Raw genomic sequence first — 14,160 nt, forward strand, 5'->3', positions numbered from 1 at the left:
GATTTCTTAAGCAGAAACATGTGAATTTACTAAAAAAATCGAATTTTTATTCTTCAATTATCTGATATTTCCTAGAAAAAAAACTCTGTAAAAATTTCTAACAAGCAATTCAGCTAAACTAGTAAAAGAAAGAAGACAGAAACACGTATCTCATCGATGCGCATCTCCGTCTTGCTATTCATTCACTTCCATCTCAGATTAGAAATGACAGTTACTTTTGGTTAGTTCTTTTTCTTCTTCCAATAATATAGAATACCTGCCACAATCACTACGCCTATCCCAAGCACTACAAGTCCCAAATTGTTCTGATCGTTCGTTTTGGGTAATGGCTTAGTCGTAGATTTTGAGCCTGCGGATTCCGTCGGTTGAGCATCTGGTTTCTCACCCTCAGATTTTGGTGGTACTGGTTTATTTGGCACAGGTTCTGGTGTCCTTTTATTAATGAAATTCCCAACATTTTGAACAGCTGGTTCATTTTCAGTCGCTTCCTCTATCGTAAAGGATACTGGCTGCTCGTTTAATTCATAACCCGTTGGTGCCGCAACTTCGACAAACTGATAGGTCCCTGGTGCCAAACCAGCCACAGAAATTTTCCCTTGATCGTCGGAAATAAGCTGCGTAGCTACCGATTTCCTTTGCTCATCAAGTACCTTAAACTCTGCTCCAGCTAGCGGTTCATTCGCTTCATCGACTTTTGTCAACTCAGCAGCCCCCTGATAATTGATGAAATGTTCGCCAATATCAACAGTTGCAGGCTTTCCTTCATGAGAAGCGTCAATCGTAAACTTGATTATTTTTGTATTCAAAATATAGCCAGCTGGCGCTTTGGTTTCTACTAGCTGATAGTCACCAGGAGCCAGTCCATCCGCAGCAACATTCCCAGCTTCGTCAGAGGCAAGAGATTCCCGAACGGTTTTGCCATCTATATCGACAATCTTGAACTCTGCACCTGCTAGAGGTTGATCCGATTCATCAACCTTCATCATCACGACAGAGCCTTGATAGTTAATCATCGGATTTTCAATGATAACTGTTTCTGGCTGACCTTCATTAGAATTATCAATTGTGAAAGCAATTGATGTGGTATTTAAAATATAGCCGTCTGGTGCTTTCGTTTCTACAAATTGGTAATCTCCAGGGGCTAAGTTCCTTACTTTAACTTTCCCGTCCTCGTCAGAAACCAGTGACTCTTGGACTGTCTCTCCATCTGCATCAACAATCTTGAATTCCGCTCCAGCCAATGGTTCGTCAGATTCATCTACTTTCGTCAACTCAACTGAACCTTGATAGTTGATTATCGATTTCTCAATCATAACAGTTTCTGGTTTACCTTCATTAGAATTACCGATTGTGAAAGCAACAGGCACGCTATTCAAGATATAACCGTCTGGTGCTTTCGTTTCTACCAATTGATAGTCACCGGGAGCTAATCTACTCGCATTAACTTTCCCGTCCTCGTCAGAAATCAGTGACTCTTGAACCGTTTCTCCATCTGTATTAACAATCTTGAATTCGGCTCCTGCTAATGGTTCGTCTGCTTCATCAACTTTCGTCAACTCAACTGATCCTTGATAGTTAATCATCGATTTCTCAATCACAACCGTCTCTGGTTTACCTTCATTAGAATTATCGATTGCGAAATCTACTGGCATGCTATTCAAGATATAGCCGTCTGGTGCTTTGGTTTCTATAAATTGGTAATCTCCTGGGGTTAAGTTCCTTGCCTTAACTTTCCCAGCTTCATCCGAAACAAGTCCTTCTTGCACCGTTTCTCCATCTGCATCAACAATCTTGAATTCCGCTCCTGCTAAAGGTTGATCCGATTCATCAACCTTCATCATCACGACTGAACCTTGATAATTGATTATCGATTTCTCAATGATAACCATCTCTGGCTGACCTTCAGCAGACTTACCAATTGTGAAATCTACCGGGGTTGTATTCAAGATATAACCAGTCGGTGCCTTAGTTTCTACAAATTGGTAATCGCCAGGAGCTAGTCCACTCGCTTTAACTTTCCCGGCCTCGTCAGAAATCAGTGACTCCTGGACTGTCTCTCCATTTGTATCAACAATCTTGAATTCGGCTCCTGCTAATGGTTCGTCTGCTTCATCAACTTTCGTCAACTCAACTGATCCTTGATAATTGATTATCGATTTCTCAATCATAACCGTTTCTGGTTTACCTTCATTAGAGTTACCAATTGTGAAATCTACCGGGGTTGTATTCAAGATATAGCCGTCTGGTGCTTTCGTTTCTACCAATTGGTAATCTCCAGGGGCTAGTCCACTCGCTTTAACTTTCCCGTCCTCGTCAGATATCAGTCCTTCTTGCACCGTTTCACCGTCAACATCAATAATCTTGAATTCGGCTCTAGCTAATGGTTCGTTTTCTTCATCGACTTTCGTCAACTCAACTGATCCTTGATAATTAATCATTGGATTTTCTATCGTGACTACCTCTGGCTGACCTGATGCGGAGTTTCCAATCGTGAAATCTACTGGCACGCTATTCAAGATATAGCCGTCTGGTGCTTTCGTTTCTACCAATTGGTAATCTCCAGGGGCTAAGTTCCTTGCTTTAACTTTCCCGGCCTCGTCAGAAATCAGTGACTCTTGAACCGTTTCTCCATCAACATCAACAATCTTGAATTCGGCTCCTGCTAATGGTTCGTCTGCTTCATCAACTTTCGTCAACTCAACCGATCCTTGATAGTTAATCAACTCATCAGAAATCGTTAACCCAGCTTTCCCTTCAGCTTGTTCTGGAATCACGAGTTTGATTGGCTGTGTATTGACGATAAATCCTGTTGGTGCACTAGTTTCGACTAAATAATAAGTTCCCGGCTGTAATCCTTGCGCTTTGATATGGCCAGCGACAGCATGCAGCTCGGTGGTTTCCTCGCCAGCCATTCCAATCACCGTAACTGGCTGACTACCAGCGGGATCTTGCGCTAAGATGAACGTTCCACCTTCTAACAATTCTTTATTGGCGTTCGTTTTCGTGATGTCGATTTGTCCACGATAATTATCGATATTCCCGAGGTCAAATGGTTCTGGTTTACCCAGTTGCTGACTGATTTCAAAGGCATGAGCGGTCGTATCCAAAACATAACCAGCTGGAGCTTTAGTTTCAATCAAGACGTAACGTCCAATCGGCAGGCCTGCTGCATAGAATTCGCCAGTCGAATCAGTCGTCAGTGTATCCAGTGTTTGACCACTTTTATCTTTAAATGAAATCGGTCCATCGCCTTTTGTTCCATCAGATAACTGTTGATAGATTTGGAATTCTGCCCCCACTAAGCCAGCTTCTGTCAAGCCATCGCCAGCCACTTTTTTACCAATCAGCTCAGATTGATAATTCTCGAACAATAGCGCGTCCGTCACGTCCTCCGTGGTTTCTCCCACCACGAAATAGATTGGTTGACTATTAATAATGTAGCCTGGTGCTGCTTTGGTTTCGACTAATTTGTACGATCCTGCACCCAAGTCCTCGATTGGTAAAATCCCCGACTCAGGAACAACCACGGTTCGTTCAAATTTTTCTTGCCCATCTTCCAGCACACTCAAAGCAAACTCAGCGCCTGCAATCGAGCCATGTGCACCCGTTTTTTGAATCTCCGCTGTACCCTTGAAGTTTTGGAATTGGCCTTTATCGATTTTGACTGGCTGATTATCCGTCGTCTCAGGAATAACCACTTCTACCGGATAAGGATTGATCACATAATCGGTGCCGTCAGGTAGTTTAGGCGCCACCGTTTCAACTAAATAATAGGTTCCTGGTGCTAAATGTTCAAATAAAATCTGGCCATCCGCTTGGGAAATCATTTTATCCAAGACGTTCATTTGACTATCGTATAAGGTGAATTCTGCGCCCGCTAAAGGTTCCTCCGCGGAATTTACTTTTTGAATGCTGACAGCTCCTTGATAATTGATCAGACTGCCCGCTTCAACGATCGCCGGTTCCCCTTTGCTAGACTCAGCGATTGTAAAATCGACAGCCTTCGTGTTTAAAATATAACCTGCAGGTGCTTTCGTCTCGATAAATTGGTACGAACCCGCACGTAAACCGTCAATCTTGACCTTACCAGATGCATCCGAAGCCAAGTTCTCTTTGACCGTCTGACCTTCTTCATCAACCACTCTAAAGATGGCGCCAGCCAAAGGATTGCCCGCTTCATCTTGCTTCGTTAGCTCCGCCGAGCCTTGATAATTAATCGCTTGGCCAGCTGTAACCACTGCCGGTTTTTCATCCGCTTCCTCAGCAATCGCGAACGGATAGGTTTCTGTATTCACTACGTAACCCGTCGGCGCTTGGCTTTCGACAAACGCATAATTTCCTGGCGCCAAGTTAGTCACACGGACGACGCCCTGCTCGTCTGATGCCAGTCCTTCCTGAACAATCTCACCCTGCGCATCAATGACGTTAAATAACGCACCGGCCAAGCTTGTTCCATCCTTGGCTACTTTCGTCAACTCTGCTGACCCTTGATAATCCGTCAGCGATAGGCGAATCGTAGGCAATTGATTTTGCTCATTCTGAGCCACCGTAAATGTCAGTGGCGTGGGATTCACGAGGTAACCTTCGGGTGCTGTGACTTCCGTTAGACGATACGCTCCCACTAATAAGCCATCTATTTCTAAAATCCCCTGTGCATTTGTCGTATAGTGACGACTCGGTAGCCATAATGCGCCTTGTTGTTTTTCCAATAAGAATGTCGCGTTGGCTAAGCCTTCATTTCGTTCATTGGTCTTAGTTAAAATAACTTTATTCGGCGTATTTACCACAACTGTCGGTTCCGCCGTTTCTGATGACGTCGCCGCAGTAATTGATACCCGACGTCCCCGCACTAAATCGTTGGGAATCGTATAACCAATCGGCGCGCTAGTTTCGACTAATAAATAATCGCCAATCACTAAGTTCCCAAAGGTAATTTGACCCGTTTCATCGACCTCACCTTCTCGGACAACTTGCGATTTGGTAGCATCCCATAATTGGAAATGAGCCCCCGTTAAGGTAGTCGCACGGTCCTCAGCGGTCTTTTTGAACGTAATTTGACCTTTTTTCCCAGAAGCCGAGCCTCCACTATGATCGATTGACACGGTGATATCCCTACCACTATTGTCCGTCACCACGCGCTCGCCATCCCCTGTAATCGTCGCCTGATTGGTCAGCTTATCACTGCTGCCCGCCGCTGAAGAATTAATCAACGCTCGATAGTTCATCACATAAGCCGTCTCAATCTCGTGGAGCAGCTTCACCTCAATCGTTTGTTCCCCCGTGAGGTTGTCAGTCGTCAAGACAACGGTGTAATCTAGGTCTTTTTGTAAAGGTTTGGTCAGATCCGGTGTCACCGTGCCATCCACCGCGACAGTCGTTTGGTAGAGCTGTATGGACGCTTCGTCAACAATCTGATTAGCTGAAGGTTTGTCCACCACGACGACATTTTTCAAGACAGATTGAGTCGGATTAATCACTAGATGCCAATTCACGTAGTCTGGATTTTCAGAATCCTGTTCGCCAGATTTTTGCAAATGAGCGCCCCCATTTTTCACGGAAACTTGCCCCAACACATCTCGCGATTGACCCGCATTTTCATAGGTCGCATGATTATCGTAACTCTGGGCTGTTTCAATCACCTTCCCTTCGACAGAAGTCTCAAACTCAATCACATACGTGTGCTGACTTTCATCAGGGAAACGAATCGTCATGGTTTGTTGATTATCATCTGCTGGCTCAATCACCGCCGGCAACAACTCATTATCTGCCTCCTGGTCAAGCTTAACAGCCGTTCCATCGGGATTTGTTTTCGCTTCATAGATTTTCAACGAACCCGCAAGATACTGTTGATTTTCCAAAATCTTATCAGTAAACTGCGCATTCTCTAGCAAATTACCACTCAGGTTAATCACTGCCCGCCAAGTAATTTTCTTCGTTTGGGCATTATAGCTGCCCCCTTTTTCAGCATTCAGAGCATAAGAAGTCGTCGGTTTAAAGGTCGCTTGATCCTCTGAATGATGACGCTCGCCATTCTCCGCCGTCCAATCAACGCGTGCCCGATTGGTAAAATGATCCAGTGCTGGCGTGTTAGGATCAATCAACTCCGGATCAAAAGTTGTTCGGTAGTGCACCGTGAAGGCTTCATTCGTCGGATTATAAGTACCCAGAAATTCCAAGACAAACCCGGTTTGCTGCTTGGCTTCATTAAAGCTAGGAATCACACGATAGTCCGTTCCTTGAGTCAACTCTTGACCTGAAGAACTAGTAATCGTCAATTGATAGCGAGACAAATCGACCGTCTTCTTCAAGGTCAAACCCGGTACTGGAGCAAACGTATCAGTCACCCGTAAATCAGTCATTTGATACTGATTAGCATTTATTTTAAGCGTCCAATCGACCGTGCGATTACGGTAATCAATGCTACTATTATCCAGCGACTTGAGGATATTCTGCTGCTGAGCCGTCCCTGATTCCGTCACAGCTTCCCCGCTACCACTAGCCACTCTGTTTTCAATCGCCGTCACATCCGTCACAATCCCGTTAACCTGTGTCTTATAGGTAATTTTATAGGCACGCTCGATATCCTGTAAAAAGTGAATAACGAAGCCATTTCCTGTAGGATTTTTGACAAATTCATAATCAGTCCCTGCGCGTAAAGGGGTCTCGCCTTGGATTTCTTCGCCATTTGGTCCAAAGGTAATCGGATAAATCAGCGGTTCGCCAGTTAAGATCAGGTTTTCACTCATTTCATCACGAATGATCGCCTCTGCTGCAGCAATTTTCTTTTCGCCATAATTGTAGGCAATTTCCCATGAAAACTCCTGCTTCGCGGCATCGTAACCTGTCCGCTTCTTCTCGATCATCTTACCAAAAGTATTGGTAACCGTAGCTCTGGCATCTAATCCATCCGGATGCTTGTCATCTGTCAGAGTTGCTGTATTCACGAAAGTTACCTGACCCCCCTCTTCAGGAATCGCCTCATCCTGGATTTGTGTCAGATAAACGACCCGATAAGCCTCCGTCGTTTCCCCTTTTATCGTCAAATTGCCCGCCTCATCAACTGTATAATCGTCAGGTGAAAGCTCTTCGCCCACGCGCGCCACTGTCCCATCAAAATTCATCACTAACTGATAAACCTTAACAGATTCATACGCCAAGCCAGCTGGCCATTTTTCAGTAATCGTCGGATTCTCTAACAGATTCATTGCTTGGTTAAAGTCCACTTCCCACGTCACCTCAGTCGGATTTGGCGTACGATCGAAGTGGCCTTTTTTGGCAATCGACGTGTTAGTAGTCGGCTTAATGGTCACTTCAACAGGCGGAATTTTATCCTCAGTAGGAAACGTAATCGTGTAATCCCCCGGGCCACCAATATGAATCTGATCAAAGCGCGCACTATACTCAAAAGAGCCAGCAATCTCAAATTCCTGCGTCACATGCTCATTAAAGGTCAACACGACTTGACCCTCTTCATCCAAAACGTAAGTAGCGTAGGTCTTGCCAGCCGCATCTTTCAATTCACCCGACTGACTTGATAAAGGCTTAATCCCTTCTGGCAAATGAAACGTAAAAGTATCTCCCGCTTGAATCTGTTCACGCACCTCTTCTGGAATCGACCAATCATAATGTAGACGAATCTCCGAATCAGCCGGCACCGATTGCTCTAACGGCTGACCCTCTTTATCATAAAAACTCACCTCTGCCTGATCAATAATCGTGCCCATCCCTCCAGGAAAATACGTGCGGATATCCGTCCCCGCAGCAGCCCTCGGCTCGTTCAGCTTCCCACGATTAGACTCTTCGGACTCTGACGTTTCGGCAGTCTCCGACACCTGCGTTATATCTGAAGTTTCTGCAGTCTCCGACGTTTCCGTTGTTTCTGAAATTTCCGCAGTATTTGATATTTCGGTTGTTTCTGATGCTTGAGTTGAATTTTGTGTTGATGCTGTACTTGATGATTGCGTTGAATTTGTTGCTTGTGCTGTTTCACCAGTTGTGGTTAATTCGGATAATAAGCCACCAGCGCGCTCCATTAATTTGTTGGAAGCCGCTAGATTAATCACTTGCTCACCTAAATGAACGGTCAGATTTTCAGTCAGTGTCTCAGACTTTAGTGGCACTTCGATTGAGAAAGTCCCACGACTAGCCGCACTTATATGAAAGGTTAGCTGCTCTTTAGACACCCTATATGTAGACTGTCCTACCCCTAACGATTCAGCTTCCTTTGGAACAAACTCCGTCCCACCTGCCAGCGAAAGAACTTCTTCCAGCGCCTGTCCCTCATTATCGACTCTTCCTGCCAACTTGAGGAATACAGACTGACCCTCCTCACTCAGCTCCGCCTTCTCTAAGGCAATTGCGGTGGAATAGCTCCGTGTCTCAGCCACCGCAAGAATGGGTATAAATGATTGCAAAAAAACTAAGATAGTCATTACACTATAGATTATTTTTTCAAATTTTTTATGGGTCATATCGAATCCCTCCTTCACTAAAGTATATGAAGAAAGTTTCGGTATCTCCAACGATATACACTTTAAATTTTAGGCAGCTAGCTCTCAAAATCACACTAGCTTTTCACAAAGAAATTTCCCCTCTCATGAATCCGTTAAGCCGAAACAAATCAAACAATCAAAAATTTACCTTCACAGCTTTTCCACAATCCTTGAAAATAAAAAATATTTTTCTCCTCTAGTCAAGCGACCTAGAAATTTGCACAAACTATAACAATTGTATTATAATAATTATGTAAAGAGTTTTGGGGAAAGCTCTTTCGTCAGCGTGTATGGGAGAGGCTATTGTTGTCTCTCTCTTTTTTTGTTTGGGCACTTTTGTAGCTCAGCCATTCAGTAGATAAGAAAAAAACTAGCCTCTCCCAAGTGGGAAAGACTAGTTTTTTTAATTAACTGAGGGATGTTTAGAATAATTCATCTTCAGTCGTGATGACGTATTTAGCACTTAAAGAGTCTTGGAATAATAAAATACCATCTTTTTGGAAAATTGTGAGTTTCTTGAATTCATCCATTTTTGCGTGGACCTCTTCACCTGTTAAATCGCCATTTGATAAAAGTGGTTTAAAGGTGTGTTTGCCACCAATTGAGTTTGAAAAACTTAAATGTAATTGTTTCATTTAGCTTCCTCCGTTTTCTTGTAGCTGACTTGTTCTGTCTTAATCACTGATTCGCAAACGGTAGCAACAGGTGCAAAACTTACTAAAATATCACCTAAAGCTAAAATTTGTTCTTCTGCTGGGTTCGGGGCAATTGTAGCAATCGTTTGTTTTTCGGTTTTCTCCACTCCTGGGACCATCATGACCACTGTTAATTTTGTACTTTCTAATGTTTGCATTTCTTTGACCTCCTATTATTTTGTGGCAACCCGTGCACGGCTTACACTAGTAGTAACGTAAGTTAAATGGAAAAACAAAAATTTATTTTCAAATCAGTTAAAATATTTTAGAAATAACTCTCTTTTTTTGTTACGAATCGTTTGCGGAGTGACTTTATAGTGCTTTGCAAGATAGCTGACTCGCGTTTCCTTCAATAGAGACTGTAGAAATTCTTTTTCTGTTGGCGTCGCCCGACGATAGACACTTTCAAATAAGTTCAAGACTTCGACCTTATTTTGCGGAGTACAGCTGACTGACTCACGATAATACAAAGTCATTCGGCGAAAAACCTCTACTTGACGCTTTTCCACCCGCTGAAGATTAATAATTTCCCAGCTCAGTCGTTGAAACAAATAGCCCACAGGAAACGCTAATTCAAATGCTCTAATTGACGCATGAGGAATGGACAGCTCAAAAAACTGAATACGCAACCGCTGCAGATAATCTTCGTAAGGAAAACTATCCTGATAGACATGACACTTCGACAAAACACTTCTAAATAATCCTTCATATTTAGCTAACAACTCTTCAAATTCTCTTTCATCCATAAAAAACACACCTTTAATCGAATTCCGGCCGGTAAACAAAGCATAGAACGACCCGATTGCAATGGCAAAAGTGAAAATAACGCGCAGATATGTAAAACGGCAAACTTTCTCGCTATTTTTCGTGTTACACTATCGATGAAACAAGCATCTATGAGGAGGAGCAATTTTATGCGCAATCACTACATGTTTAGAAAAGAACACACTACACATCCCGTAACTCGTCAAATAAATCCCCTTTTTCAGAAGCTACTTCATGCACACTCCGTTCACTCAATCGACAGCTGCCGCCAGTTTTCTAGACAATTAACCCTCTCTCCTTCAGAAAAATATGTAGATGAAATCTATGCTTTGATTCCTTTTGAAAGCGATTCCAAAGAACTCTGCACACTAATCATCTACGAGAATTACATCCGCATCGTCAATCAACCACCCTTAGGCTGCGTCCAGTTTATCCTTTTGCAAACACACTTTTTCAGCTATATTACCTACTGTAAAGCCATTTCTAATTTATTAGACACACACATCTATAAAATCCCCGTTGCCACGCTCAATTCTGTCCTAATTCCCCTAGAGACACCTATGCGCCAGAATACTACTATTTGGATTAATCCTGCGCGGGTGGCAGATATTCATCTAGACGGCTTAACCACTTATATAACCTTTTCCAATAAATTTTCGATTACTAGTCCTGTTCAAAAGAGGGCATTGCAGCATTCCATGTCTCGTTCCTTTGTTATTTGGGGCATCATTCATCAAGAATTCGTCTTTCCTATCAAATTGCTCAGCCAGAATTCTCTAGCCAACTTTTTGGATATACAAATGAATCCCTTACTCGCAGTTATCTTCAAAAAGTTGACGCCAACTGATTATCAATATGAGAAATGGGCCTTCTCTACCTCGTATCGAAAAATAGCCTACGAAGAACGTCTAAAGCAATACGAAGAAACGCATAATATCCTGCTTGATTAGACCAGACTTCGATAAACCTTGTCTTAGTAAATCTTATCTCACTAGATCGTATCTCAGTAAATCTTGTCTCACTAGTCGCTGATTATTTTCTGAACACACGCGAAACGAGCTTGATTGCTACTCACGTAAAGGAAGAGAGACTTTTGTAGATATAAGATTTGTGCTCATTCGATGGCAGAAAAATAACGATAGATTTTTTTAAACCGATTTCAACTCAGCTAATTTATCAAATTAAAAACACAAATTAAAAAACTAGCATTGTGTAAAAAAACATGTTAAATTTATAGAAGTTGATCTTGGAGGGAAAATCTTGAAATTATTTAAATTTATGAGTCGTTTTTCACTATTTTTATTTGCCATTCAGCTGATCGCCACTTCCCTTTTAAACCTTTCTTTCCCTAAAGGGATTAGTTACTTTTTTGTTGGCGCTCAGGCCGTTTTATTCGTCAGCTACGCAGTGTTACTTGCCATGTATTGGCGTGCACGGGTCAGCTATAATAAACGAAAACCAGTCGCCCCTATAGAGAAATTACCGACTGTAGTGGTGCAGAGTAAAAATAACTATCGTAATAAACACGATAAAATCGCTTAAAAAGCCCCTTCACTTGAACTTTTTGTCAAAAAGTTTGAGTGAAGGACTTTTTTATCAGAAATGGAGGGTCCAGATGAATAAAAAACAACGACAACAGTGGGCACAAATCGCTGAATTTTTACTACACATCAGCACAAATCCAGTCGAAATACTCCTTCAATCAGTAGGTTCAGATGCCAAAATCCTAGAAGTCTGGTCTACAGACACGGCCACCTATCGAAAAGAAGCAACACTCCCCTTCTTTTCAAAAAATATTTTAGCCGAAAAAGCTACCCTTCTGGCTGACCAACTTGTCTTAGACACGACAATCACACCAACAAAAAAAGCCGCCACTCTACTCATTCGAGAAGAAGGCAAGCTAATTGGTTTATTCAGTATCATTCAAGACTTCTCAGCCTATCAAGCAGCCGCCGCAAGCTTACTTTCATTAGTCCAGCTGGACAGCTTGCTAGAAGAAAGACCCACTGCCTTAACACCCGGCAGCCTAGAAGAACCCACAAAATTAATTCCTGAAATTATTCAAGAAGTCCTCTTGGAATTACAACTAGAAGGACAGCGCAAATACAATAAAAAACAAAAATTAGCCATCCTGGCAGAACTAAAAAAACGTGGCGTCTTCCACACAAAAGGTGGCGTAGCCGAAACCTCCAAACTACTAGCAATTCCCGAACCCAGCATGTATCGCTACCTCGCAAGCCTCACTTAAGCACACAGAAAAAGGGCTAGATCGAAAACTCGCAAGTTCTCAATTTAGCCCCCTCTATCATAGGTATATCCCAGAAATACAAGTTCCTCATAAACTCACTCTAAAAACGCTGACTCATTGAAAATAAATTTATAATCTTCTACTAGATTGACTATAATGCATTCGTCGATTTAATTCGATTAGACCGATAATCGCGATATGTAAGAATAGTAAGACCACGAGTAATTTGACTTTCACAAGGGACCACTCAAAGAAGATCATTTGGATGACTTTGAGAGGATCAAGTAAAAAATCTACTGAATGAAGTCGTGCTGAAAATCTTCCAGCATATATCCCTAAAGAGGATAATCCACAAACAAAAAATGTAAGTAACCATTGAACAACTAAGTTCAGCTTAAGATCCCTAATTTGTTTTAAAAGCTCTCCAAAACCAATCAAAACAAACCCAAAAATCGCTAGGAATAATAAAATAATCAGCAACCAAGCTCTCGCTGCTTCTGAACTCATCCCGTTACTATAATCATAAATTTTCAACATATCCATATGAATCATATCCGTTACCAAATAAGGAATGTTAGGGAAAAACAATACGAAAAATAAGCTCAATATTATTTTCAAATATTTATTATTTGCATTAGAAATCTGAAAAGATAATTCCAGCGGGATATACGCTAAGAAGACATTTAAAGACAAAAAGGAAAATTTCGTACCACTCGCTACAGCAATTAATACGAGGCTCAAAATTCTGACTACATTTCTCATTTACTCAACTCCAATAATTCAATAAGTTTTAGTGTACCATACCCTCTCGAGAATAATAAATAGACGTACCCAAATACTCAACATTCTTAATAAAAATTTGAAATAGAATCGTAAGTGTCGAATTATCTATTACCTATACACTAAATAGCTCAAGCGCATGCTATGCTTAGCCTATTTAGTATCCTACTGCACACTACTCTCGAACAGTCGCCTGCCAGGGGAGTACTTTATCCAGTTCTGTATTTGTTGGTTCCTCCATATTTGGCTTTTCTTAAATAGAAATTCCAAATAACGAGCAGAGTTCAAGCCGTTTGCCTCAGCCGTTCGATAGATGCTCAAAATCACACCGGAAGTAAGTAATCCTTCGAAACTACAAAACGCAAATATTTTTTCTTACAAATACCAACTCTTTGGTGTGACGTTCCGCGAGATTGTTGATCAACACAAGGCGTCTATCCTCAAAAAATCAATCAAAACCAGTATGCATCTTCTACATGTAAGTAACTCCCTTATCTGGTTTTGATTTCGGAACGGCATCGAACGTCTTTAGCCATTCGTAGAAATTGGTCATCAATGGTTTGAGATAGGTTATTCGATTCTTCAGTAAAAACTTTAGGACGTACTATTGAAATTGCTGGAAACTCACAATTTAGCAATAATATATTTTCTCTACAATCTGACAATACTTGTTACATTGGCACGATTTCTGATTTTTTAAATAAAATCATATAAGTTTATTAAAAAGGGCTAGTGTGAACCCAGTAATAATTCAAAAAAACGATACAAGTATGAGAATATCAATGCTGTAATAATTTTTGGAAAATGTGTAGATATTGAAGACTCATCAACAAATTTTTAGATAATAAATGTTGTTTAATGTGCAAATACTACAAGCTCACTAGATATCACTTTAACAATATCAGCAAATATAAATGGTATTATTCAGAGAGCTTATATTACAAATACTTTTTTATATCTAAATATGTCAAGATGTAAGATATCTTGTGATTGGCTTATCATCAGGATTAGGTAATTTAACTGATGTTACGGCATGCATATCTAGTACAGTATCGGGAGGAACTAATTAGTAATGTCATTCCTACAGAGATAAAAATACTAGCTTCTGATATATTCAATATGTGATATAATGTTTAATATTACAGTTTATTAATAATTAGGGTGTGTCAAGAAGTTTGTG

Annotated in this window: 8 protein-coding genes; 3 read left to right on the forward strand and 5 right to left on the reverse strand. The window is 41.4% G+C overall.

All coding sequences use genetic code 11. From position 1 onward, the window contains the following. Window positions 1-221 precede the first annotated feature (221 nt). The 4 genes from BAU15_RS04430 to BAU15_RS04445 all read right to left on the reverse strand — a co-directional run bounded on the left by BAU15_RS04430 (window position 222) and on the right by BAU15_RS04445 (window position 9,933). On the reverse strand, window positions 222-8,471 hold the full coding sequence (locus BAU15_RS04430) for a SpaA isopeptide-forming pilin-related protein (RefSeq protein WP_161841562.1): 8,250 nt from the start codon (window positions 8,469-8,471) through the stop codon (window positions 222-224). Between the two features lie 443 nt (window positions 8,472-8,914). Beyond that, window positions 8,915-9,127, reverse strand: a complete 213-nt coding sequence (locus tag BAU15_RS04435; RefSeq protein WP_161841563.1) for a DUF2922 domain-containing protein — start codon at window positions 9,125-9,127, stop codon at window positions 8,915-8,917. After that, window positions 9,124-9,345 carry a hypothetical protein gene (locus BAU15_RS04440; protein ID WP_161841564.1) on the reverse strand — a complete coding sequence of 74 codons (222 nt, stop codon included), beginning with the start codon at window positions 9,343-9,345 and terminating at the stop codon, window positions 9,124-9,126. Before BAU15_RS04440 ends, BAU15_RS04435 begins: the two co-directional genes overlap by 4 nt. 93 nt (window positions 9,346-9,438) lie before the next feature. Next, window positions 9,439-9,933 carry a hypothetical protein gene (locus tag BAU15_RS04445; RefSeq protein WP_161841565.1) on the reverse strand — a complete coding sequence of 165 codons (495 nt, stop codon included), beginning with the start codon at window positions 9,931-9,933 and terminating at the stop codon, window positions 9,439-9,441. Window positions 9,934-10,101: 168 nt separating this feature from the next. On the opposite strand from BAU15_RS04445, the gene BAU15_RS04450 reads away from it, so the two are divergent. From BAU15_RS04450 to BAU15_RS04460, 3 genes are all read left to right on the forward strand, one after another. Beyond that, window positions 10,102-10,902 carry a competence protein ComK gene (locus tag BAU15_RS04450; protein WP_161841566.1) on the forward strand — a complete coding sequence of 267 codons (801 nt, stop codon included), beginning with the start codon at window positions 10,102-10,104 and terminating at the stop codon, window positions 10,900-10,902. 310 nt (window positions 10,903-11,212) lie between these two features. Further along, complete coding sequence (locus tag BAU15_RS04455; protein ID WP_161841567.1) at window positions 11,213-11,494, forward strand: hypothetical protein; 282 nt, start codon at window positions 11,213-11,215, stop codon at window positions 11,492-11,494. Between the two features lie 73 nt (window positions 11,495-11,567). After that, window positions 11,568-12,200, forward strand: coding sequence for a helix-turn-helix domain-containing protein (locus tag BAU15_RS04460; RefSeq protein ID WP_161841568.1), 633 nt, complete (start codon window positions 11,568-11,570; stop codon window positions 12,198-12,200). A 129-nt stretch (window positions 12,201-12,329) separates the two neighbouring features. Here BAU15_RS04460 and BAU15_RS04465 read toward each other — a convergent pair whose 3' ends face one another. Next, window positions 12,330-12,962, reverse strand: a complete 633-nt coding sequence (locus tag BAU15_RS04465) for a DUF1361 domain-containing protein (RefSeq protein WP_161841569.1) — start codon at window positions 12,960-12,962, stop codon at window positions 12,330-12,332. Window positions 12,963-14,160: the final 1,198 nt, after the last annotated feature.

The sequence above is a fragment of the Candidatus Enterococcus huntleyi genome (assembly GCF_009933175.1).
Classification (GTDB): Bacteria; Bacillota; Bacilli; order Lactobacillales; family Enterococcaceae; genus Enterococcus_K; species Enterococcus_K huntleyi.